The sequence below is a fragment of the Nocardia aurantia genome (genome assembly GCF_009604425.1).
Lineage (GTDB): Bacteria > Actinomycetota > Actinomycetes > Mycobacteriales > Mycobacteriaceae > Nocardia > Nocardia aurantia.
In genome coordinates this window covers 134,866-157,929 of sequence record NZ_WEGI01000004.1, presented here as the reverse complement: position 1 = coordinate 157,929, position 23,064 = coordinate 134,866, and the positions used below count along the sequence as shown (strand labels likewise).

At 67.6% G+C, this 23,064-nt stretch carries 18 protein-coding genes and 1 tRNA gene; 2 read left to right on the top strand and 17 right to left on the bottom strand.

Annotated elements, in window-relative coordinates:
- Positions 1-15 precede the first annotated feature (15 nt).
- From NRB56_RS10035 to NRB56_RS10005, 7 genes are all read right to left on the bottom strand, one after another.
- Positions 16-690, bottom strand: coding sequence for a hypothetical protein (locus NRB56_RS10035; protein ID WP_319942792.1), 675 nt, complete (start codon positions 688-690; stop codon positions 16-18).
- Positions 690-1,163 carry an acyl-CoA thioesterase gene (locus NRB56_RS10030; RefSeq protein WP_227837466.1) on the bottom strand — a complete coding sequence of 158 codons (474 nt, stop codon included), beginning with the start codon at positions 1,161-1,163 and terminating at the stop codon, positions 690-692. The genes NRB56_RS10035 and NRB56_RS10030 overlap by 1 nt, the downstream gene beginning before the upstream one ends.
- A 162-nt stretch (positions 1,164-1,325) precedes the next feature.
- Positions 1,326-6,230, bottom strand: coding sequence for an NAD-glutamate dehydrogenase (locus NRB56_RS10025; protein WP_153340732.1), 4,905 nt, complete (start codon positions 6,228-6,230; stop codon positions 1,326-1,328).
- A 337-nt stretch (positions 6,231-6,567) separates the two neighbouring features.
- Positions 6,568-8,244, bottom strand: a complete 1,677-nt coding sequence (gene ettA / locus NRB56_RS10020) for an energy-dependent translational throttle protein EttA (protein WP_153340730.1) — start codon at positions 8,242-8,244, stop codon at positions 6,568-6,570.
- A gap of 77 nt (positions 8,245-8,321) precedes the next feature.
- A complete protein-coding gene (gene ssb, locus NRB56_RS10015) occupies positions 8,322-8,777 on the bottom strand; it encodes a single-stranded DNA-binding protein (RefSeq protein WP_153340728.1) in 456 nt (151 codons plus the stop codon).
- A 131-nt stretch (positions 8,778-8,908) separates the two neighbouring features.
- On the bottom strand, positions 8,909-9,865 hold the full coding sequence (locus tag NRB56_RS10010) for a serine/threonine dehydratase (RefSeq protein WP_319942791.1): 957 nt from the start codon (positions 9,863-9,865) through the stop codon (positions 8,909-8,911).
- Positions 9,862-11,901 carry a cytochrome c oxidase assembly protein gene (locus tag NRB56_RS10005; protein WP_153340726.1) on the bottom strand — a complete coding sequence of 680 codons (2,040 nt, stop codon included), beginning with the start codon at positions 11,899-11,901 and terminating at the stop codon, positions 9,862-9,864. Before NRB56_RS10005 ends, NRB56_RS10010 begins: the two co-directional genes overlap by 4 nt.
- A 190-nt stretch (positions 11,902-12,091) precedes the next feature.
- Here NRB56_RS10005 and NRB56_RS10000 point away from each other — a divergent pair.
- Positions 12,092-12,165, top strand: a tRNA-Arg gene (locus NRB56_RS10000).
- Between the two features lie 227 nt (positions 12,166-12,392).
- Here the strand turns inward: NRB56_RS10000 and NRB56_RS09995 are convergent.
- From NRB56_RS09995 to NRB56_RS09975, 5 genes are read right to left on the bottom strand one after another with little or no spacing between them, the layout of a single operon-like run.
- The gene (locus tag NRB56_RS09995; protein ID WP_153340724.1) at positions 12,393-12,923 is read right to left on the bottom strand and encodes a hypothetical protein; all 531 of its coding nucleotides are present in this window, start codon (positions 12,921-12,923) and stop codon (positions 12,393-12,395) included.
- Between the two features lie 28 nt (positions 12,924-12,951).
- Positions 12,952-13,767, bottom strand: coding sequence for an SDR family oxidoreductase (locus NRB56_RS09990; RefSeq protein WP_153340722.1), 816 nt, complete (start codon positions 13,765-13,767; stop codon positions 12,952-12,954).
- 41 nt (positions 13,768-13,808) lie between these two features.
- Positions 13,809-14,570, bottom strand: coding sequence for an SDR family NAD(P)-dependent oxidoreductase (locus tag NRB56_RS09985; RefSeq protein WP_153340720.1), 762 nt, complete (start codon positions 14,568-14,570; stop codon positions 13,809-13,811).
- Positions 14,567-15,367: an SDR family NAD(P)-dependent oxidoreductase gene (locus NRB56_RS09980; RefSeq protein ID WP_153340718.1), complete on the bottom strand. Its 801-nt coding sequence runs from the start codon at positions 15,365-15,367 to the stop codon at positions 14,567-14,569. The genes NRB56_RS09985 and NRB56_RS09980 overlap by 4 nt, the downstream gene beginning before the upstream one ends.
- 53 nt (positions 15,368-15,420) lie before the next feature.
- Entirely contained in the window at positions 15,421-16,836 is a 1,416-nt protein-coding gene (locus NRB56_RS09975; protein WP_194290793.1) for a purine-cytosine permease family protein, read from the bottom strand.
- Positions 16,837-17,150: 314 nt separating this feature from the next.
- Between NRB56_RS09975 and NRB56_RS09970 the strand changes: the two genes are divergently transcribed.
- Positions 17,151-17,981: a GntR family transcriptional regulator gene (locus NRB56_RS09970; protein WP_153340716.1), complete on the top strand. Its 831-nt coding sequence runs from the start codon at positions 17,151-17,153 to the stop codon at positions 17,979-17,981.
- 23 nt (positions 17,982-18,004) lie between these two features.
- On the opposite strand, the gene NRB56_RS09965 is transcribed toward NRB56_RS09970, so the two are convergent.
- The 5 genes from NRB56_RS09965 to NRB56_RS09945 form a co-directional block, all read right to left on the bottom strand.
- Positions 18,005-19,939 (bottom strand): oxidoreductase, encoded by a 1,935-nt coding sequence (locus NRB56_RS09965; RefSeq protein ID WP_153340714.1) that lies wholly within the window; start codon positions 19,937-19,939, stop codon positions 18,005-18,007.
- 64 nt (positions 19,940-20,003) lie between these two features.
- Positions 20,004-20,753 (bottom strand): maleate cis-trans isomerase family protein, encoded by a 750-nt coding sequence (locus NRB56_RS09960; RefSeq protein ID WP_153340712.1) that lies wholly within the window; start codon positions 20,751-20,753, stop codon positions 20,004-20,006.
- 35 nt (positions 20,754-20,788) lie between these two features.
- Entirely contained in the window at positions 20,789-21,043 is a 255-nt protein-coding gene (locus tag NRB56_RS09955) for a hypothetical protein (protein ID WP_153340710.1), read from the bottom strand.
- Positions 21,040-21,924, bottom strand: coding sequence for a nitrilase-related carbon-nitrogen hydrolase (locus NRB56_RS09950; RefSeq protein WP_153340708.1), 885 nt, complete (start codon positions 21,922-21,924; stop codon positions 21,040-21,042). Before NRB56_RS09950 ends, NRB56_RS09955 begins: the two co-directional genes overlap by 4 nt.
- Positions 21,921-23,063, bottom strand: coding sequence for a DODA-type extradiol aromatic ring-opening family dioxygenase (locus NRB56_RS09945; protein ID WP_319942790.1), 1,143 nt, complete (start codon positions 23,061-23,063; stop codon positions 21,921-21,923). Before NRB56_RS09945 ends, NRB56_RS09950 begins: the two co-directional genes overlap by 4 nt.
- Between the last annotated feature and the right edge of the window lies 1 nt (position 23,064).

The window sequence follows — 23,064 nt, the reverse complement described above, 5'->3', positions numbered from 1 at the left end:
ATCGGCTGCCGGAGGCTAACCGAGGACGCGCAGGGACGGTCCGGCCCCGGCGCGGCGGCGGGCCACCGAGCCGTAGCGGGCGTCGAGGCGCAGCCAGGCGGCGGTGGCCCGGACGCGGACGATCTCGTCGAGCGGGATCCGGCGCGAATCGGTGCGGTCGCCGCCGTGCGGGATGAAATCCATCGCGGTGAGGGCGAAGACGACCCGCATCGGCACCTCGACCCGATCCGCACCACCGGTGACGGTGAGCACCGCCTGATCGAGCAGCGACGCGGGCGGCCCGTGGCCGCCCGCGTGCTCTGCCGCGATCGACGCACCGCGCTCGGCCAGTTCGATCAGGCTGCGGGCCGGGACGTCCTCGACATGCGCGAAACCCGACATCGGCGGTAGCGAGCTACGCCACGCCGAATCCATCGAGTAGCCCAGGTCGATCGGGGCGCCCGCGGCCGGACCGGACAGGCTCGACAGCAGGAGGTCACCGGCGACGGTGATGTCGTCCAGCGCCAGCTCGCCCACCACGGTCCGGACCGCGAGTACCTCGAAACTCGTTGCCGCCCAAGCAGAAACATAATCGTGCCCGCGACGGCGGAGGCGGATCACCGCCGCGGGATCCAGCCGCACCGCATGACCTGCGAAGGTGGCCAGATTCTCCCGCTCGGCGGGGTCGTGCACATGCAGGGTAGGTGTCACTAAACCTTCCACAACGACAGATAGTCCCGCTCCGGAACCGTGAGCCGGCGCAACCGCTGGGTATCGATGTCGAAGGCGGCCAGCTGCGTGGTGGCCATCACCGCCGGCGGCGAACCCGGAGCGGCGTCGTTGGCGCGCACCTCGTAGCCGATCGTGAAATCGACCGCACGCAGCTTCTCCACCCACATCGCGATGTCCAGTGGGGTGTCGCGGTGCCGGAGCTGGCCGCGGTAGCGGACGTGCAGATCGGTGAGCACACAGCCGGACCGCAACCCGGCGGTGGGGCGGTCGTCCTCGAACAACCAGGGAATTCGTGCCTCCTCCAGCAGCGTCACCATGCGGGCATGGTTGATGTGCTGGAACACATCCATATCCGACCAGCGAACCTCGACCTTTGCGTGGTAGCGCTGGGGCAGCAGCAGGGCAGTGCTCGCCGCGTGTCCGTTCGTCACCGGAGCACCGACATTCGACATGCGTTACCTCCCATGAATTCAGCCCCGCTCGACAATTCGCGGTTCGTGCCACAGTGCACAGGATCGACACACGCCGACGGTTCCGGCGGGGCGGTGGCCGGAAACCTTCCTACGGCTCACCAGTATGGCGGTGCCGCAGGAAGGTTTCCCGTGGGGGTGAGGTCAGCGCGGTACCTCGGACTGCGCACCGACACCGCTGACCATGCTGCGTACCTGCCGCGCGGCCACCGACAACGTCGCCAAATCGTGTGTGCCGGACTCGAAGAGCTCCGACAGGGCCGCGCGGGCACGGCCGAGCCGGGACTGGTTCTTCGACTCCCAGTACGCGATCTTCTCCTCCGCCGTCTCCTCCGGATCGCCACCGGAGAGCACGTCGAGGGTGAGCGAGCGCAGCGACCCGTACATGTCGTCGCGCAACGCGAGCCGGGCCAGCGAATGCCAGCGGTCGCCGCGTTCCAGATGGCTGACCGCGGCCAGCAGCCAGTCGATCTTGAGGTGCTCGTTCAGCGCGTAGTACAGCGCGCCCACCTCCTCGCCGCTGCGGTCGGTGATGTCGGCGATGTCGATCACGTCCAGCAGCGAGAACAGGTTGAGCAGTCCGAACACCTCGATGGCCAGATCCGCCGGCGCGCCCTGCGCGATGAGGTCCGCGGATTGCTGCTGGAGGCTGTCGATGTGGTGGCCGCGCAGCCATCCCGGCACCCTCGGCGCCAGTTCGGCGACCTTGCCCGCGTACCGGTGGATCTCGGCGCCGACGGCGACCGGCTGCGGCCGGTTGGACAGCAGCCAGCGGGAGGCGCGATCCAGGGTGCGCTTGGTCTCCAGTTCCAGTTCGTCCTTGACCGCGGTGGGTGCCGAGGTCTCCCGGATCCGGTCCCAGACGGCGGAGAGGTCGAAGATCCTGGTGGCAGCCGCGAATGCGCGGACGGCGTCCGATCCGGTGGCGCCGATCTCCTCACCGAGCCGGAAGGCGTAGGTGATGCCGCCGTAGTCGACCATCTCGTTGACCATCATGGTCGCCAGGATCTCCCGGCGCAGCCGGTGCTTCTTGATGGCGGCGGCGAACCGCTCGCGCAGCGGCGTCGGGAAGTACCGCGGCAGCCTGGCGGCGAAATAGGCGCTGTCGGGCAGGTCGCCGTCGAGCAGATCCGACTTCAGCGCCAGCTTCACGTGCGCCATCAGATTCGACAGCTCCGGCGAGGTGAGGCCGCTGTCGGCGTCGAGCCGCTGACGCATCTCGGTATCCGACGGCAGCGCTTCCAGTTCGCGGTCCAGCCCGCGCCGGGCCACCAGATCGTCGATCAGGCGCATGTGCACGTTGAGCATCCGCGGCGCCTCGGTGCGGGACATGCCCATCAGGAAGTTCTGCGAAATATTGTCCGCGAGAACGAGTTCCGACACCTCGTCGGTCATCGATGCCAGCAGCGGGTTGCGCTCGGCGGCGGCCAGTTCGCCGGAGGACACCACGGTGTCCAGCAGCACCTTGATGTTGACCTCGTGGTCGGAGCAGTCCACACCGGCGGAGTTGTCCAGGGCGTCGGTGTTGCACTTACCGCCGTGCGCGCAGAACTCGATGCGCCCCAGGGCGGTGACACCGAGGTTGCCCCCCTCGCCGATGACCCGCACCCGCAGCTGATCGGCGTTCACCCGGACCGCGTCGTTGGACTTGTCGCCCACCTCGGCGTTGGTCTCGCCGTGCGCCTTGATGTAGGTGCCGATGCCGCCGTTCCACAGCAGGTCGACTGGAGAGTGCAGGATGGCGCGGATCAGTTCCGGCGGCGACAGCGATTCGATGTCGGCGGCCAGGCCCAGTGCCTCGCGCATCTGAGGGCTGACGGGCACCGACTTCACCGTGCGGTCCCACACACCGCCACCGGGGCTGATCAGCGAGGTGTCGTAGTCCGCCCACGACGACCGCGGCAGAGCGAACAACCGCTGCCGCTCCCGGAACGAACTCGCCGCCACCGGATCCGGATCCACGAAGACATGCCGATGATCGAACGCCGCCACCAGACGAATGTGCTCCGACAACAACATTCCGTTACCGAACACATCACCGGACATGTCACCCACACCCACCACGGTGAAGTCCTCGGACTGCGTATCGACACCCATCTCCGCGAAGTGCCGCTTCACACTCTCCCACGCACCACGCGCGGTGATCCCCATCGCCTTGTGGTCGTAACCCACCGAGCCACCCGACGCGAACGCGTCACCCAACCAGAAACCGTACTGCCCCGCAACATCATTGGCGATATCCGAGAACGTCGCCGTGCCCTTGTCCGCCGCGACCACCAGATACGTGTCGTCACCGTCACGGCGCACCACCCGCGCCGGCGGAACGACCCGGCCGGTGGGCCGGTCCACATTGTCGGTGACATCCAGCAGGCCCGAGATCAGCGTCCGGTAGCAGGCGATGCCCTCGGCTTGCAGGGCCTGGCGGTCGGCGACCGGATCACCGGTGGCCGCGGGGGGCTGTTTCACCACGAAACCACCCTTCGCACCCACCGGCACGATCACCGCGTTCTTCACCGCCTGCGCCTTCACCAGACCCAGAATCTCCGTCCGGAAATCCTCCAGCCGATCCGACCACCGCAACCCACCACGCGCCACCGCACCGAACCGCAGATGCACACCCTCCACCCGCGGCGAATACACGAAGATCTCGAACTGCGGACGCGGCTTCGGCAGTTCCGCGATCTCCCGCGGTTCGACCTTGACCGACAGGTAATCCCGGGGACGCCCTTCGCCGTCGACGACGAAGTAGTTGGTGCGCAACGTCGCTCGTACCAGGCTGAGCACCGCGCGCAGGATGCGGTCGGCGTCCAGACTCACCACGGCGTCGATGCGCTCGCGCACCTCGGTCTCGAGCTCGACCGCCCGCTGCGCCGACGCGGCATCCGGATCGAACAGCGCCGCGAACAACTGCACGAACCCACGCGCCGCGTCCGGCGACCCGAGCAGCACCCGGGCGATATTCGCCTGGCTGTAGGGAAAACCGGCCTGCTGCAGGTATTTCGAGTAGGCGCGCAGGATCGATACCGACCGCCACGGCAGCTCGGCCCGCAGCACCAGCTCGTTGAGCGGGTCGGCCTCGGCGCGGCCGTACCAGAGCGCCTCGAAGGCCGCGGTGAACCGCTCCCGCAGCCCGCGCTCGCGCGCGTCGAGCAGGGCCAGCCGGTCGGCCGTCTCCACCAGCTCGGAATCCATGTCCCGGTCCAGCGACGCGCGCAGCAGATCGGGGCGGGCCTGGAGGCCGAAATCGTAGATCCAGAACTGGTTTCCGTCGGCGAGCCGCAGATGGTAAGGCCGCTCGTCGACCACCTCCACGCCGAGACTCTGCAACAGCGGCAGCACCTGACTCAGCGAGATGCCGGTGCCGATGTAGAGGGTGAACCGCCACGAGCCCGGCGCCGAGCCGACGCGGCGGTACAGGTGCTGATGGATGCCGTCGTCGCCCAGCCGCTCCAGCCGAACGACATCGGCCAGGGCCCGGACCGGTTCGAAGTCCTGCTTGTACGCGTCCGGGAAGGCATCCGAATACCGTTGTACGACAGCGGGATCCAGTACGGCCGAGGTGGCCGACTCGTCGCGCAGGCGGTCGTCCCAGGTGTGCGTGGCCTCGGCCAGCAGCGTCTGGATGCGCAGCCGGTTCTCCTCGGAGGTGTCCACCGTCGCGCCCGGACCGGGCATCCGGACGGTGAAATACACACTGGCCAGGTCGCTTTCGGACACGCGGGCCGAGTACTCGATGGAGACGCCGCCGAACTCGCGGACCAGGATGTCCTGCATCTCCAGCCGCGCCCGGGTGGTGTAGCGATCGCGCGGCAGGTACACCATGCAGGCCACGAAGCGGCCGTAGGAATCCGAGCGCAGGAACAGCCGCACCTGGCGGCGCATGCTCACGTTGAGCACCGCGCCGGCGGTGCGGCGCAGGGTGTCCACATCCGAGGAGAACAGCTCCGCGCGCGGGAAGGACTGGATCACCTCCAGCATCGCCTGCCCGGAGAAGGATTCCAGGTCGAAACCGCTCTGTTCGATCACGGTCCGCACCCGGCGCTCGACGACCGGGATCTCCAGGACGTTCTCGTGTAGCGCGGTCACCGTGAACACACCGACGAACAGGTGCTCGCCGACGATGGCCCCGGACGGATCGGATTCGGCCACCCCCACGAAGTACGGGTACACCGTCCGGTGCACGGTCGAGGGCACCAGGCCCTGCGTGAGTGTCAGCAGCGGACGCTCGCCGCCGTTGACCGGGACCTCGAAGTCGGTGCCGCGGCCCTGATCCGGCCGCAGCACGCCGAGGCAACTGTCCGGCACGACAACGGATTTCGCCTGACCGCCCGGTTCGGCGCGATGGAATCGGGCGTAGCCGAGCACCGTGAAGTGCCCGTCCGCGAGCCAGCGCAGCAGGTTCGCGCAGTCGATCAGGTCGGATCGGGAGAACGGGGGCGCGCCGGCGTCGGCGGCCGCCTCCAGCAGCCCGGTGAGCCGGTCCTGCACTGTCCGCATCGCCTCGGTGTCGCCGATCACCCGGCGCACGTCGGACAATACGTTCGGGAGTTCGGATTCGATGCGGGACAACAACTCCGGGCTCGTGGCCGGATGCAGTTGCACATGCATCCAGGACTCCCGCAGTCCGGTCACGCCGTTGCCGTCGACCTCGTGCGGCGCCGCCGATACCAGATGACCGTCGGCGTCCCGGGTCACCTCGAAGATCGGGTGGATCACCTCGCTCACGCTGATGGCCCGGCGGGCCAGCGCGGCGGTCACGGATTCGACCAGCAGCGGCATGTCGTCCGTGACGAGTTGCACCGCGGCGCCGAGGCCGGTGCCGTCGTCGGGGTGGTACACACGCATGCGGGCCTGCCCCGATCGGCGTTGCATACCTAACTCGAGATGCCGCCGGAACACTTCCATCGAATCACCGGTGATGACACAGTCGAGATCGCCGGCGTCCACATGGCGGAAATACGCCTCCTCGAGGGTGGCGAGATCGCCGCGCAAGGGGTCGGGCATCCCGGCAACCCATGCGGCTGTGGACAATTCGGACGAGACTGTCATTCTTCGCCAGCTCCTCGGATTCGGTTCCGTAACAAAGTGACGCCGGAGTCGAGAGTAGCTGCGCGACACGGCAGGCGGAGTGGATTCTTTCCAAAGCTGGGGTGTCGTTCAGTTATCAAGACGGACCGGTCGGTACGACCTCACCCACGCGCCACCAGAAATTCCAGGTAGCGAACGACAAACGTTGCGCCGACGATATTTTGGCGCATGTCCGACATATGACGAACAACACAATTCGCCTGATGGTAACCGGCCGATAACCGGTTTGCTGCGAGGTAATCGAAGGGGCCGTTCCGGAGCGTGTCGACGCTCCGGAACGGTCCGTACCCCCGGACGATCAGTCGCGGGTCAGCTTCCGGTGGGTGACGCGATGCGGCCGGGCCGCCTCGGCGCCCAGGCGCTCCACCTTGTTCGCCTCGTAGGCCTCGAAGTTGCCCTCGAACCAGAACCACTCGGCGGGATTGGCGTCGTCGCCCTCCCACGCCAGGATGTGGGTGCAGGTGCGGTCCAGGAACCACCGGTCGTGGGAGATGACCACGGCACAACCGGGGAACTGCTCCAGCGCGTTCTCCAGCGAGCCGAGGGTTTCGACGTCAAGGTCGTTGGTCGGCTCGTCCAGCAGGATCAGGTTGCCGCCCTGCTTGAGGGTCATCGCCAGGTTCAGCCGGTTGCGCTCACCACCGGAGAGCACCCCGGCCGGCTTCTGCTGATCCGGGCCCTTGAAGCCGAACGCGGACACATAAGCACGCGAAGGCATTTCCTGGTTGCCGACCTGGATGAAGTCCAGGCCTTCGGAGACGACCTGCCACACCGTCTTCTTCGGGTCGATACCGGCTCGGTTCTGGTCGACATAGCTCAACTTGACCGTGTCACCGATGCGGACCGTGCCGCTGTCCGGCGACTCCAGCCCGACGATGGTCTTGAACAGCGTGGTCTTGCCGACACCGTTGGGGCCGATGACGCCGACGATGCCGTTGCGCGGCAACGTGAACGACAGATCCTTGATCAACGGGCGGTCGCCGAACCCCTTGTCCAGATGCTCGACCTCGACCACCACACTGCCCAGCCGCGGCCCGGCGGGAATCTGGATCTCCTCGAAGTCCAGCTTCCGCATCTTCTCGGCCTCCGCGGCCATCTCCTCGTAGCGGCCGAGGCGGGCCTTGTTCTTGGCCTGCCGGGCCTTGGCGCCGGACCGCACCCAGGCCAGCTCCTCCTTGAGCCGCTTCTGCAGCTTCTGATCCTTCTTGCCCTGGACCTCGAGCCGCTCGGCCTTCTTCTCCAGATAAGTGGAGTAGTTGCCCTCGTACGGATAGGCGCGGCCGCGGTCGAGTTCCATGATCCAGCCGGCCACATTGTCCAGGAAGTACCGGTCGTGGGTGACGGCCAGCACGGCGCCCTGGTACTGGGCCAGGTGCTGTTCCAGCCAGTTGACGCTCTCCGCATCGAGATGGTTGGTGGGCTCGTCGAGCAACAGCAGGTCGGGCTTGCTCAGCAGCAGCTTGCACAGCGCCACCCGGCGGCGCTCACCACCGGAGAGCTTGGTGACCGGCTCGTCCGGCGGCGGGCAGCGCAGCGCGTCCATGGCCTGCTCGAGCTGCGAGTCCACATCCCACGCGTCGGCGTGGTCGAGGTCCTCCTGCAGCCTGCCCATCTCGTCCATGAGCTCGTCGGAGTACTCGGTGGCCATGAGTTCCGCGATCTCGTTGAAGCGATCCAGCTTCACCTTGATCTCGCCGAGGCCCTCCTCGACGTTGCCGCGAACGGTCTTCTCCTCGTTCAGCGGCGGCTCCTGCTGCAGGATTCCGACCGTCGCGCCGGGGGCGAGGAATGCGTCACCGTTGTTCGGCTTGTCCAATCCGGCCATGATCTTCAGCACGCTCGATTTACCGGCGCCGTTCGGACCGACCACGCCGATCTTGGCACCGGGGAGGAAATTCAAGGTCACGTCATCGAGAACGACCTTGTCACCGTGCGCCTTACGAACCTTGATCATTTGATAAATGAACTCCGCCATGTACGAAAGCCTATCCGTGTCGGGATGTGGGTCAGGAGGCGGAGCCACCGCCTCCCGCCCAGCGGAAAATTACCTGGTTATCGGACTTCTACCGGGGTCGCGGCGGCTGCCTCGGCGGGCTGACCGGGCGGGCTCGGCTCCACGACGGACGGCCCGGGCAGGTGACCGACGGGACTGCGCCGGCGAACCGAAGCGCTGCACCGGCTGAGGTCCGGGCCGAGCGCGGAGGCCCGCATCTCCAGATCGTGGCGCTCCACGCCGTCCTTGGTGCGGTACTCGTGCGACCGCAGCTGACCGTACGCGATGATCGGATCGCCCCGGCGAATCGACCCGTCCACACCCTCGCCGAGCCGCCGCCAGCAGTTCACGGTCAGATACAAAGTGCCATTGTCCACCCATTGGCCGCTGATGCGATCGAGCCGGCGGGAGTTGCTCGCCATCCGGAAGGTCACCACCTGGTCCCCACCGGGAAGGGTACGCCGTACCGGGTGCGTCACCACATTGCCGATGATGACCGTGTTCGCCTCGTACATGACTCCACCCCTCGACCGATGCGCTGTGACCAGGACCCCTCCAGCCTGCCCAGCGACACCGGCCCGCACCAGGCCGAAACGCGGAATGTGGATGAATATCCGAATGTGGACACCGAGCGTTCCGGACGGAGTTACAGCGTGCCGAGGTCGGTGTTGGCCCCGCACAGCACGATCACCGGCCGCTCCCCCGGCTCCGGCACGTACGCGCCGGTCTGCAGGGCCGCCAGCGCCGCGGCGCCCGCCGGTTCCACCACGATCCGGAACTCCCGCCACAGGTATTCCCGGGCCATCGCGATCGCGTCGTCGGCGACCAGCGTCGAGGTGATGCGGTAGCGCTGCGCGATCTCGAAGGCGATGGTGCCGATCCGGGTGGCGCCCAGCGCGTCCGCCGCGATACCCGACACGGCCACATCCATCGGCCGGCCGGCCGCCAGGGCGGAGTGCAGGGTCGGCGCGCCCTTCGGTTCCACCCCGACCACCCGGCCGCGCAGCCCCAGCGCGGCGGCGATTCCGGCGGCCAGACCGCCACCGCCGACGGCCACCAGCACCGGCGGCCGACCGCGTACCTGCTGCTCGATCTCCAGCCCCACCACGCCGGCGCCCGCGACCACGGCCGGCAGGTCGTAGGCGTGCAGTTGCAGCGCCCCGCGCTCGGCCGCCACGTCGGTGGCGCGCCGGAACGCCTCCTGATAGTCGGTGCCGAACCACTGCACCTCGGCGCCGTTGGCCCACATGGCGGCCACCTTGGTGTGCGGCGCCGACTCGGGCACCACCACCGTGCACGGCCGCTGTTGCATCGCGCAGGCCAGCGCGGCGGCGATTCCCGCGTTGCCGCCGGAGGCGATCACCACCGGCCGCCGATCGTCGCGCGCCTCCAGCAGGGCGTTGAGGCTGCCGCGCACCTTGAAGGTGCCGCCGTGCTGCAGATATTCGAGCTTGAACGTCACCGCGACCGGCCCGTCCGGGCCCGCGACCTCGGTGTGGAACACCGGCGTGACCCGCACCCGCCGGCCCAGCCGCAACCGGGCCGCACGCACGTCGGAGCGGTACAGCCGCTTCACCTTCGGCTCCGCCGCCGCGTCCGTCACCGGTGGGTCTCCCGATCCTGCTCGGCCAGCCGCGCGAACATCGCGTTGTGCGCGGCCAGATCGGCGTCGTGATCACGGTCGGCGGCGCGATCCAGGCGCACCGCCAGCCGTTCGTCGCTGCGTGACCACTGGGTCAGCAGCGCCAGCATCACCACGACCAGTGGCACCTCGCCCAGCGCCCAGGCCAGGCCGCCGCCGGTGCGCTGATCGCCGAGCAGGTCGCTGTTCCAGGTCAGGCCGAGCGAACGATAGAACCAGCCGCCCAGCACCGTGGTCATGCTCATCAGGGCGACCCCGAAGAAGGCGTGGAACGGCAGCGAGCCGAACACCATGCCGACCCGCATCAACGGCTGCGTCTGGCGCGGCTTCGGGTCGATCCCGATGACGACCCAATAGAACAGATAGCCCGACAGCAGGAAATGCAGGTTCATCAGCAGGTGGGCGCCGTGCTCACCGACGACGGAGTCGAAGATCCCGCCCAGGTACAGCGCGTAGAACCCGACCACGAACAGCGCCGTCGCGACCGCCGGCTGGGTGAGCGCCCGCGACACCGGATTGTGCACCGCGGCCAGCACCCATTCCCGTGGCCCCGGCGGCCCGTTCCGGCCGGCCGGTGGCAGGGCGCGCAACGCCAGCAACACCGGCCCGCCCAGGGCCAGCAGGATCGGGGTCAGCATGGACAGCATCATGTGCTGCAACATGTGCACGCTGAACATGGCGGGCGCGTACCGGCCCACCCCGGAACTGGTGGCGAGCAGCAGCACCGCGCAGCCGGACAGCCACGCGACGGTCCGGCCGACCGGCCAGGCGTCGCCGCGGGCGCGCAGCCGCCGCACCCCGGCCAGATACAGCACGGCGAGGACCAGCGCGAGAGTCCCGAAGATCAGATCGAATCGCCAGTCGAACAGCAGTCGCGCGACCGTGGGCGGCCCGGCGAGGTGATAGCCGAGGGCGACCTCGTCCGGTGCGGGCACGCGCCGCAGATCCGGCGGTGGGGTGCGGCCGAGGCCGACCGCGAGCCCGATCGTCGCCGCGAACAGCAGCACCTCGACCCCTGCGTACCGGATCAGCGCCGCCCGATCGCGGCCGTCGGCGGTGAGCGCGGGAATCGCGCTGCGCCGCTGCAGATATCCCAGCACGCCCAGCGCGCACAGCGCCGCGGTCTTGGCGAGTACCAGCCGCCCGTAGGTGGTGCCGAACAGATCCCCGAACGGCACCCGCAGCCAGGCGTTGATCACCCCGCTGGCGGCGACCGTGACGAAGGCGCAGGCGGCGACCACCGAGAACCGCCGTGCCGCCAGCCCGGTGTGCGTGCCGTCGCGCAGCGCGTAGGCGAGCACCGCGAACAGCCCGCCCACCCAGACCGCGACCCCGGCCAGATGCAGGATGAGACTGTTGGTGGCCAGATCGTGCGCGCCACCGGCGGAGGAGTGCCCGGTCAGCGCGACCGGCATCAGGCACAGCAGCGACCAGCCGAACAGCACCGGCGTCCAGCCCCACCGCAACGCCAGCCGGCATCCGATCGCCAGCGCCAGCGCCATGATCGCCGTCGCCCGCCACGACCCGGCGACCTCGACCTTCGGGATCGCGTCCCAGATCTGCTCCGGCCGAAGCGTCTTCCGCAGCGGTTGCCCACTGGTGTCCGACAGGGTCAGCGGCACCAGCAACACGGCCGCACCCGCCCACGCCAGCGCCGCCACCCCGGCCCGCCGCAGCGCCCGATACCCGGCCACGTCCAGCAATCCGTCGGACTGCGGCGGGGTCAGGAACGCGGCGAACAGCAACGATCCGACCGCGACGGCGCCGGTCAGATCGGCCAGCGCGCGCACCGCGGGCAGCCCGTAGGTGGTCAGCGGACCGGGGTCGGGAATACCCAGCAGCGTCAGCGCCTGAGCCGCCGACAGTGCCACGACCAGTGGCGCGACCAGGGCGGTCAACGCCAGTGCCAGGACCGTCAGCGCCGGGAGACTCGCCGCCGACTCGGACCGCACGGCACGCGGATCGAGTGCGGCGGACGGGTCCTGCGGTGACGACATGCGATTCAGCCTAGTTCGGTGGCCGGGGAACAACCCTCCGGGTAGCGCGGAAATCGTTCCGGCCTGTGACCCAGCTGACATGCCGGAAGTTCGCCCGCAAACTACGGGGAATGATCTGGACGGTCGCTATAATCAACCCGCTGGACAACCAAGCCACAGACGCGGCAAGGTGGTTTGGTGTTTGCACACTGCCTCCGTAGCTCAGTTGGATAGAGCAAGGGCCTTCTAATCCCTAGGTCGCAGGTTCGATTCCTGCCGGGGGCGCAAATAGTGAATGAACTGCAATGACGCAGGGGGTCACCGCATCACCCCTCGCTGCCGGTCGGGCCGGTGCTTTCGTCCGCGAGCAACTCGGTCACCAGAACCGCAAGGGCCGCAGCGATGTACTGTAACCGCTCCGGCCGCGCCGGCCGGGCGCGGATCTGCCGGTGGGATCGTCGTGTACGAGATCTGCTCGACGGTCGCCCGGCCGTCGAGGACTTCCACTTTGCTCATCCGACCGGTGAAGCCGCCCGGCGACCTCGGTGGACACGTAGCGGCCGGGCAGTTCGCCGACAGTGTGCTCGACTCCGTCGGCCGCGACGACGGCCAGTTCGATGCGGTCGGGCTCGCTCGATCCGGGCGATGGCCTGCCGGATCGGTCCGATGACGATCGTCGCCTCGACGGCCTCGGGGGAGATGGTCAGCCGGTACCAGTGATCGGCGTCCATTCGGAGCAGCAGCCGGGCGGTTCCCCGGTCGAGGGTCAGGCGCGCGGTGACGGTCCGGTACGGGTCGCGGGCGAAGGTTAGCAGCCACCGTGACTCGTCCGGCGCCGCGTCGAGCACCAGTCGGCCCGGGCCGTCCCCGGTTACGTCGTTCCGCGGATTCCGGCCCGGCGCCACCCAGCGCGGATCGAGGTCGGCGGCCGGGAACGGGTCGGTGAAGGAATGGTCGGCCGGCGCCGGGGTGAACCGCTCCTCGTCGCCGAGCAGGCCGGTACAGAACTCGATGAACACCTTCGCGTTCCTGGTGCCCCTCACGCACCATGAACCGCAACGCCCTGTGCTTTCACTGCCTGCCTTTGGTTTCGCGCATGGCCGAACCAGCCGGAGAGCCGATCCCGCGAATTCCGAATCCGCTGTCCGCCCAGAGACACTCGCCGGTCACCACGCGTGCTTCCGCGGATGCGAGGTACGCGAAACCCGCTGCGTAATCACTCGGTTCCGGAATAAAACCGAGCGGGATCACGCTTTCGGCGCCGGGGAGAACTGCATCGATCGGTTGCTGCCCGAGCGCGGCGAGACCTTCCATCCGGGTCCGCGCGACTCCGATCGCCACCCCGTTGACCCGGACCTTGGGTGCGAATTCCCAGGCGAGCCCGCGCACGATCCCGAGGTCGGCGTGCTTGGTCGAGACGTACAGCGCCCCGTCGTCCACCGCCCGGTAGCTGGCCAGCGAGCAGGAGAACACCATATTCCCGTTGGTGCGCAGCAACGCCGGGGCCGCCGCGCGTGCCCCGAGCAGGTAGCCCTTGACGTTGATCGCGTAGATCTCGTCGATCGCCGCCTCCAGCTGGTCCGCCGGGATCTCGCTGAGCAGGAGATTGCCGGCGCCTACGCCGGCGTTACCGACGAAAATATCGAGCTTGCCGAAGCTCTCGACGGCCTCGGCGACCGCGCGTTGATCGTCCGCGAAGTTCTCGACCGATCCGATCGTCACGTGCACGTCGGCGCCGAGCTCGGCGGCCAGAGCCTGCGCGCGGTCGACATCACGATCGAGCACTGCGACCCGCGCGCCTTCGGCAAGGAATTTCTCGACGACCGCCCGGCCTATGCCGTTTGCGCCGCCGGTGACCAGCGCGACTTTGTCGTTCAGGATTGCCATTTCGTTCTTCCTTTCGAGCTGTTCTCCCGCAGACGATGTGGTCAGGCGTGAATCGCGCCGCCATTGATGTCGAGGACCGCCCCGGTGATGAATGCGCCTGCGTCGGACACGAGATAGGGGATGACGCCGGCGATCTCAGCCGGGCGGCCGAGCCTGCCGACCGGAATGCGGCCGGCCAGCGACTGCTCGGTCATCCGGTCGGACGCGGCCAGGTAGTCCCGCAGATGTTCGGTGCCGATCGTGCCCGGGTTGACGACGTTGGCGGTCACCCCGGCGTGCGCTACCTCGGCGGCGAGCTGCCTGGTGAACCCGACCAGCCCCGCTTTCGCCGCCACATATCCGATGGCGTTGCCCAGCTGCGGAGCGGATGCCACGATCGACCCGATGTTGACGATGCGTCCCCAGCCCTGCTCGATCATCGTCGGCAGCACGGCCTGGCACAGCAGGAACGGCACAGTCAGGTTGACGGCGAGTTGGTCGTTCCATTCATCGAGCGTCGGGCTGAGCGTGTCCATCACCCGGGTGAATCCTCCGGCGTTGTTGACCAGGATGTCCACTGTGGCCGCGATCTCGAGCAGGTGCTCACGCCCGTGTGCGGTGGTCAGGTCGGCCGCGCACCCGCGCACCCGTCCCGGCGCTGTGGTGTCGAGCGTCCGAACCCGGTCTGCGACGCCGGCTTCACTCCGCCCGCACACGACGACGGTGGCACCGTGATCCAACAGCTCTCGCGCGATCGCCGCGCCGATGCCCCGTCGCGAACCCGTGACGATGGCGGTCCTGCCGGTGAGATCCGTCCTGCTCATGCGCGACTCACCCGGCCGCCCGGCTTGGCGATGCCGCGGATCGACAGTCCGCTGTCGACGGTGACGAGCGTGCCTGTCATGGCGACCGATTCGGTGCGCGACGCGAGCATCGTGAACACGCCGTCGTAGGCGGAGACGGACGCGATGTGCTGGGTGGGCAGCGCCCGCTCGGTGCCGTCGAGGACCGAATCGGTCGTGACCTGGCCGAGCGAGGCGGTGGCACGCAGCCGCGTCGGGGCGACCCCGGGCGCCACCCCGTTCACGCGGACGTCCGGCGCGAGTTCGTACGCTAGCTGGCGGATCAGCCCGTGCACGGCATGTTTCGAAGCGGTGTAGAGGGAGCCGCCCCCGGCCGCGTTCGTACTCGCGAATGATCCGGTCAGGATCACGCTGCCGCGCGTTTCGATGAGCGATTCGAGGCAGGCACGGACACCGAGCATCGGAGCGAGCACGTTGACCCCGAACAGCTCGCCGAACGCCGCGGGCAGGTCGGCACCCCGGATGTCCTCGAGCGGCTGGGCGTTGTCGGTGATTCCCGCATTGCCGACGAAGACGTCGATCCTGCCGAATCGGTCCAACGCCGCCTGTGCCGCGCCGAGGTTGCCTTCCCACGTGGCCACATCGGCGACGATCGGAACGACGGCCGTGCCCAGTTCGCCGGCGAGGTCCTCGACCGTGTCGGAGATGTCGACGGCGACGACCCGTGCGCCCTCGGCGACATACCGCGTGACCACCGAGCGGCCGATGCCGGCGCCGGCGCCGGTGAACACTACGACCTGGCCATCCAGTGCACCCATGAGTTCTCCTTCTATCCTTGTGTTTTCGTGATCGTCGGGTTCACCGGCTGCCCTCACACACTCGGCTTCGAGTGGACGGCCGAGGGCACTTCGGCGCCGTCGACCCGCGCGTCGGTTGCCGTGTCATCGGCCCGGCGGGTCAGCAGATAGGTCACGGTGTAGAGCACTACCGAGAGAACGAGGACTATCAACTGTGCCGACTGCCTGGCGGCGGCCGGCACCGATGACACTTCCAGCAGCAGGATGCCGACGATCGAGGGCACGATCCACGCGATCAGGCCCCAGCCGACGCGCGGCATGCTCTCGTCGACAACCGGGCCGGATTGCCGGTCCCGCCTACTGAGCGCGAAATGCGTCAGAACCACACCGACCCATCCGATGACGAGCACGCCCTGCCAGTTCAGCGCGGTTTGCAGATAGCTGAAGACATCGGTGAGCATCATGAGAAACACGACGACGGCGACGGCGGTCACCCAGACGAAGCGAGGCAGACGGACCGAGGTGACCGTGCTGAGGATCCGCTCGAAATTCGTGCTCGACTGGTAGTAGTTCAGGGTGTTCACCCGCGTCTGCGAGATGACGATGAACAGCAGGCCGATCCATCCCAGACTGGCCAGAATAGCCTGCACCACACCGGTTTCCGAGGCCGGCTCGGTGGGCAACACCAGCTGCACCAGATAGATGCCGGCGAAGCCGTTGAGGATGAACAGCAGTAGGTAGAACACCCATCCGAAGGTGACGACCTCGTGGAACCTCTCGTCCTCGCGCCGGGCGAATCGCGCAAAGTCGATCGTCGTCGGCATGGTGATGTAGATGCCCATGTAGAGCACGAAGCAGAGGATCCAGCCGGGAAACGAACGACCCTCGGCGGGAACGACGCCGGAGAAGCTGAGCCAGTGCGAGCCGTGGCCGAACTTCACGCCCGCCGCGATCAGGACGGAGACGAGACCGACGAGGTAGAACGGCAGCAGGACACCGTTGAGCTTGGCCATCCACGACTGGACGCTGCCCAGCATGAGCGGCAGACTCACGACGACGATCACGGCATACCACAGCCGGATGTCGCCATGCTCGACGTAGCTCCGGAAGGCCACCGCAAGGGTACTCGACTCGAATATCGCGTAGTAGAGCACGGTGGCCGCAACGAGCAGGGCGGTGAGCAAAGATCCCCACCGTCCGAAGAGTGATTTCGTCAATAGCGTCGAATTGACGCCGTGGCGAATTCCCAGTCGTGTCATCACGATATTCGCCAGCGCGAACACCACGGTTGACAGCGCAATGGCAATCATCGCGTCGCGGGTTCCGTACAAACTCGCGGCGAGGGCGCCGTAGAACAGCCAGACCATCGCCGAGAGCAGGGACCAGTACGACATGGTGACTTGCCAGCGGCCGAGTCGGGCGTTGGAAGGCACCGGGTGCGCGCCGTATTCTTCATCAGCAACGGAATGCTGCGCGGGCAGGGCTGGCATAACGCCTCCAGAATTTCCTGAAGTTCGGGTACGGATAGCAATACCGGAATCTGTGTTCAAAACTGTATACAGTAATGAACAGCGACCGGTCGCCGGCTCACGCCGGGTAGTCCCGTCGCCTCCATAATGAATACACTTTTGTGTACAGTGCAGCATGCCTGGCCGATCGGGAATCCGCAACACCTCCGCCATGTCGTTACCTCTGCGAAACGTTGTTTCACACGTGGACATGTGCGGCCATCTGAACACATAATTGGATACACTTCTACGGGTCCGGGACCCCGTCCCTGCCCGTGACCTCTAGGATGATGCTGATGACCACCTCTGCTCGACAGATCCGCGCCGGCACCACCGTGGATGCGCTGTACCGGACACTGCGGGAGCGCATCATCACCGGTGCGTACGCGCCGGGATGGCGGATGTCCCAGGAGCAGTTGGCCACCGAACTCGAGGTGAGCCGCACTCCCCTGCGCGAGGCACTGCAGCGACTGGAAGCCGACGGCCTCGTCGTGGCGCACGCCAACCGCGGCATGCACGTGGCCCCGCTGGTGAATTCCGAGACCGAGCAGAGCTATGCGTTGCGACTGCTGCTCGAGCCACCGACCGTGGGCGCTACCGTCGAGCTGCTGACCGACGACGATATCGAGCAGATGCGAAACCATCTGGCGGACATGCGCACTCATCGCGCGCACAGTCGTCGCTTCCAAGACGCGCATCAGCTGTTCCACGATGTGGCGCTCGACCGGTATCCGTCGAATTTCGCCGACCTCACCCGGCAGCTGCACACCATGATCTACCGGCATCAGAGCGTCTATCTTTCCCATGCCCGCACCCCGGACGACTTCATCGACAGTGACCAGTTCTTTCTCGATGCCATCAGCCATCGCAACGCGGCCTCGGCTCGCCGGATCATGGAATTCCATCTGATCGACGCGGCACTGGGGCTGGTCCTCGATGCCGATCCCGATCACTGCTTCGATTCCCTACTGCTGGCGATGCGCGGCCGGGACATCGTGATCGAACACGACGAGCGGGGCCGCGTCGAACGTCCCGCGCGTATCTACTGGATCGATTCCGATCCGGTATTGCCGGATTTCGCGACCTCCAACCTGATCCTGATGGCGCCGCCGGAGCCGTCCGCCTGACGGTCGGCCCCGCGCGAACCAACTCAGATGACGCGTGCGGTGAAGAACGCGGTGTGGATCGCGTCGTACACCCGGCCCGGCCGCAACGCCGAGCCGATCACGTGCACATCCATTCCGGCACTGCGCAATTCGTCGGCGAGTTCGTTCGACGCCGGGACCCGACCCAGTGCCGTGACCACCGTGTCGGCGGGCAGTAGTTCGTCACCGCCGGTGCTGCGGATCGCGACGCCGTCGGCGCTCACGTCGCACACCCGTGCCCCGGTGCGAATCCGCACTCCGGCTCGGTCCAGGAACTGCGGCAGTTTCAGCACGTCGTAGATCACCTCGTCCCCGGTGAGCAGCGAATCCTGTTGCTCCACAACGGTGACCTCGGTGTCGCTCATCTCCGCGATCCGCAGCGCGGTCTCACACCCCTGAAACCCACCGCCGATCACCACCACGCGCCCACGCAGTGGCGTCTGCGCGCGCACGTGCGCCGCATGCACGTGCGACACCTCCGCGGCGATCGGAAAGTCCGGTTCGCGCAACGGTGCTCCGGTGGCGACGACCACCGCGTCCACGCCGCCGGCGACGAGTTCCGCGGCGGTGGCACGGGCCGGAACGACCGCGATGTCGCGGCGCCGGACCTCGTGCACGAGATGCGTCACCAAGGCCGCGATGTCCTGTTTCACCGTGGAGCCCAGCGCGTGGGTGAGAAGGCCACCGAGCTCACCGGGTTCGAACAGCCGCACCTCGTGCCCGCGGTCGCTCAGCACCGCCGCACTGCGCAGGCCGGCGGGTCCTCCGCCCACGACGGCGACCGATTTCCTGGTGTCGGACACGGTGATCGGGAACCGGCCCTCCTCGGTCACCGACGGGTTCACGGTGCATCCGACCGAACGCCCCGTGTCGACGCCGCGATGCAGGCAACCGTCGTTGCAGCGGATACAGGGCACGATCTCGAGCGTCCGGCCCGCCTGCGCCTTGCGCGTCCAGTCCGGATCGGCGAGCATCGCGCGACCCAATGACACGAAATCGGCGGAGCCGGAAGCGATGACGTCGTTCGCGATCTCCGGGGAGACCAGCGAACCCGAACCGATCACCGGAATCGACAGCTCGGGCCGGAATTTCTCCCAGCCCCAGCGGTGCGGTGCACGGGTGTTGAACCAGGGACTGACCTCCCACTCCATGGTGGCATGGTGACCACCGGAGGCATGGATGACATCGACGCCGTGTGCTTCCAGTAGCCGGCACAGCTCCACGGTCTCCTCGATCGGAATACCGTCGGGCTCGTAGTCGGTGACCGAGACGCGCACGCTCAGGGGAAAATCACGCGGCACCGTGGCGCGGATGGCGTCGACGATCCGGACCAGGATCCGGGAACGGTTCGCGAAACTGCCGCCGTAGTCGTCGGTACGCGAATTCGTGTGCGGAGAAAGGAAATTGGTGATCAGATAGCCGTGTCCGGCATGCACCTCGACCAGATCGAAGCGGGCCTTCCGGGCACGCAGCGCGGCCTGCGCGAACGCGGTGACGATATCGTCGATCTCGGCGACGGTCACCGGCTGCGGGATCACCCCGGCCACCGCCTCGACGTAATCCCAGGAACTGTCGGTGGCCGATTTGATCGGTGCCGTGCCGAGGAATATCTGGCGGCCGCCGTGGGCCAGTTGCAGACCGATCTTGGCGCCGGTGGCGTGCACCTCGTCGACGAGCCAGCCCCATCCGGCGATGTGCTCGTGCCGGCTCATCCCGGGCTGGTTGTGGATCGCCTTGCTGGCGTCGTCGTCGACGTAGGTGTATTCGGTCATGATCAGGCCGGCACCACCCTCACCGAGACGGCGATAGTGGTCGACGGTGCGCCGGCTGATCGTGCCGTCCATATTGGCGGTCGCGCTGCTGTTCGGTGATTTCACCACGCGATTGCGGAGCCCGACCGGGCCGATGCGGCCGGGCCGGAAAAGAGCATCGAAGCTCATGGGAATCTCGATTCGTAAGGGGCCGAGGGAATTCGAGATACAGAGAACTCGGGGGATTCGGGACCTACGGGGCGAGCAGCGCCCCCGCGCGCGGGACGATCGGATCGAGGTCGAGGCTGCGCAGCAAGCGCCACGTGGTCGCCGCGGCCGCCGAGAGCACCGGGATGTCGAACTGCCGTTGCACCTCGTCGAGGATCGGCAGCGACGGCATCTGCACACAGGCGCTGATCACCAACGCGTCCGCGTCGGAGGTGTCGACAGTGCGCGCGTGTTCGAGCAGATTGCCCGGATCCAGGCGCCCGACGGCCAGATTGTCGGCGACCTCGAGGCTCAGCGAATCCACCACCTCGAAGCCCTCGTGCTCGATGTAGTCGCATACGGTCGCGGTCAGTGGCTTCATGTACGGCGTGACGACGGCGATCTTGCGCACGTTCAAATGTGCCAGCGCCTCGGTCAGCGCGCCCGCGGAGGACAGCACCGGAATGGTTTCGCCGGCTTCCTCTTTCGCGACCTGCGCCAGTTTGGATTCCGAGACCGAGTGATAACCGCGGCTCTGCGCCATGATCGCCACCAGGCAGGCGTAGGCCATCACGTCGACGCGGGCGTCGGCGAGTTCGGCGGCACACCGCAGCGAATCGCTGTCCATCTGCGTCAGCTGCTCCGGCGTCACGTGCTGCATGCGCATTCGCGAGGAATGGAAGGTGAACTGTTCCTCGGGCCGCACCTCGGCGCGCGCCCGCAGCATGGCCGGAATCTCCGTTTCCATGGTGGTGTTGGAGCTGGGCACGATCATGCCCACTCGTTTCGTCGTCATCGACTGGCTACCTTCGTCATCGAGTGGTGAAAGGGTCATTCGTCGGCCGCGCCCAGTCCTTCGGCGATCAGCCGGGTGAAGAACTCGGGTGCCTGCCCCGCGACGACCTCGAGGGCCATGGCGTCGAGCAGGATGTGCGCGCCCGTGCGCGGCACGTGGATCTCGAGGCGTTCCCCGTTGCGGGTCCACACCTTGCGGAATCGGACACCGGTGAATTCGTTTCCGACTCCGGACCATTCGCCTGCGCGGATCACCCCGGTCGGCAGATCGCGGGCATCCCGCTCGCTCATCGCGCCACCTCCGCGGCGCGGCCCGAGAGCCGCAGTACGCGTGGTTCGGCGTCGTACTCGCCCGCGCCGCGGCGACCGGCGAGAACGGGCAGGCCGGCGCGGGCCCGGGTGACGGCTTCGAGATCGAGTTCGACCACTCGCACCGCCTCCGGATCCTCTCCCAGATCCGCGAGGATCTCACCCCACGGCGACACCACGAGCGCATGCCCGTAGGTGGCGAACGCGTCCGCGAATTCGGGGTCCGGCGAATGCACGGTCGCCGGCGCGACCACATAGGCCAGATTCTCGATCGCCCGCGCGCGTAGCAGCGTGTGCCAGTGCGCGGCGCCGGTCGACTGCACGAACGCCGCCGGCACCAGCAGCACCTGCGCACCGGCCACGGCCAGCGCCCGCGACAGTTCGGGGAAGCGTACGTCGTAGCAGATGGTCAGGCCGATGCGGATCCCGTTGAGCTCCAACAGGACCGGCCCGGCGCCGGGTCGCTCCACCGTCGACGCCTCGAAGGACCGGCCGCCGATCCGGGCATCGAACAGGTGCATCTTGTCGTAGCGTCCGACCAGCTCGCCGGCGGCGTCGATCACCAGCGCCGAGTTGTAGGTCGCCTCGCCGGTGCGATTCTTCATCCCGCCCAGCACCACCGCCACCCCGTGGGTGACGGCGGCCCGGCGCAACTGCCGGATCTCGGTGGCGTCCTCGTGCAGGGCCGCCTCGCGCATCTGCACGTTGGTTCCCAGCATCAGGCCGTTCTCCGGCAGCGTCACCAGTTGTGCCCCGGCGGCCGCGGCCCGTTCGATCAGCCGGAGGGCGGTGGCCAGGTTGGCGGCGATATCGGTGGTGGCGTGCCACTGGGTCAGGCCCACCTTCAGCGTTCGCGCGGTCATGACGCCTGCTCCGCCGCGACTGCCACCGTGGTCTCGGTCCGCGCGCGGGCGAGATCCATGTTCACCACGGTCCAGCCGCCACCGGAGGCTTGCATCGGCTCGTAGGTGTACACGGTGCCGTGCACGCCGGGGCCGATGAGCCCGAGCATGATCATCCAGTTCTGGATCTCGTACTGACCGTGCTCGAGCAGCGGGTAGGGCTCCAGCGAGCACAGGTCCAGACCGCGCCCGGTCTCCAGCAGCTTCAGGATGTAGGTGTCGAATTCGACGTCCACCCCGCCGAAGTGCCCGGGATCCAGCCAGTGCGACAGGCCACCGGTGGCCAGGAACGCCACCTTCAGGCCCGAGCGCGTCACCACACCCCGCAGCGCCGCACCGAAGCGACGCGCGTTGAACGGGGAGAAGCTGCGGTGCGGCTGGGTGATGATCGGGATCACCGGCAGATCCGGGCGCGGCAGCACCAGCCGCAGCGGCACGATCAGCCCGTGGTCGAGGTCGACCCGCTCGGCCTCTTCGACCTCGAGGCCGGCCGCGCGCACGGCGGCGGCCAATTCGCCTGCGAAATCAGGCATTCCGGTGAGACTCAGATCCAGATCGCCGCGCTTGAAGAACTCCATCGAGCCGGTGTGACCCGAGCCGGTGCCGATCACGTTGTGGCCGGTCTCGAAGCTCTGGAAGTGGCAATCGGCCGTCACCAGCACGATGTCGGGATCGGCGGCGATCAGATCGCGACGCAGACGTTCGTAGCCGTCCAGCAACCGCGCCACCGCATCGTCGGGATCGATCTCGGGGCGCGCCAGCAGATCCGGCACGTGGGAGCAGCCTCCGGCGAAGACCACACCGTCGGGTACGTCCGGATCGGCTCGTGGCAGCGTGTCGTCGACGATGAATCCGCCGTGGCTGGCGGCGTCACCCAGATCGTCGTTGAACCAGCGGCTGACCAGAATGGTCAGGCCGTCGTTGAGTCCGATGGCGCGCAACCGATCTCGGTTACCGGACAGAATGGTCTCGGCCCATTCCCGGTCGATGCCCAGCAGTTCCGGCGCACGCGAGGGCTGCGCATTCACCTGCTCGAGCAGTTCGGTGTCGCGGGCCATCGCCAGGACGGCCCGTTCGATCGCGTTCTTGTCCGCGGGCACT

Bases quoted from the DNA above. Each gene is read 5' to 3' on its own strand.
- NRB56_RS09980 (WP_153340718.1), bottom strand. From the start codon at position 15,367: ATGGGTGCACTGGATGGCCAGGTCGTAGTGTTCACCGGCGCCGGCGCC.
- NRB56_RS10030 (WP_227837466.1), bottom strand. From the start codon at position 1,163: ATGTCGAATGTCGGTGCTCCGGTGACGAACGGACACGCGGCGAGCACT.
- NRB56_RS09960 (WP_153340712.1), bottom strand. From the start codon at position 20,753: ATGACGACGAAACGAGTGGGCATGATCGTGCCCAGCTCCAACACCACC.
- ettA (WP_153340730.1), bottom strand. From the start codon at position 8,244: ATGGCGGAGTTCATTTATCAAATGATCAAGGTTCGTAAGGCGCACGGT.
- NRB56_RS09975 (WP_194290793.1), bottom strand. From the start codon at position 16,836: ATGCCAGCCCTGCCCGCGCAGCATTCCGTTGCTGATGAAGAATACGGC.
- NRB56_RS10005 (WP_153340726.1), bottom strand. From the start codon at position 11,901: ATGTCGTCACCGCAGGACCCGTCCGCCGCACTCGATCCGCGTGCCGTG.
- ssb (WP_153340728.1), bottom strand. From the start codon at position 8,777: ATGTACGAGGCGAACACGGTCATCATCGGCAATGTGGTGACGCACCCG.
- NRB56_RS09970 (WP_153340716.1), top strand. From the start codon at position 17,151: ATGACCACCTCTGCTCGACAGATCCGCGCCGGCACCACCGTGGATGCG.
- NRB56_RS09985 (WP_153340720.1), bottom strand. From the start codon at position 14,570: ATGAGCAGGACGGATCTCACCGGCAGGACCGCCATCGTCACGGGTTCG.
- NRB56_RS09950 (WP_153340708.1), bottom strand. From the start codon at position 21,924: ATGACCGCGCGAACGCTGAAGGTGGGCCTGACCCAGTGGCACGCCACC.
- NRB56_RS09955 (WP_153340710.1), bottom strand. From the start codon at position 21,043: ATGAGCGAGCGGGATGCCCGCGATCTGCCGACCGGGGTGATCCGCGCA.
- NRB56_RS10025 (WP_153340732.1), bottom strand. From the start codon at position 6,230: ATGACAGTCTCGTCCGAATTGTCCACAGCCGCATGGGTTGCCGGGATG.
- NRB56_RS09990 (WP_153340722.1), bottom strand. From the start codon at position 13,767: ATGGCAATCCTGAACGACAAAGTCGCGCTGGTCACCGGCGGCGCAAAC.
- NRB56_RS09965 (WP_153340714.1), bottom strand. From the start codon at position 19,939: ATGAGCTTCGATGCTCTTTTCCGGCCCGGCCGCATCGGCCCGGTCGGG.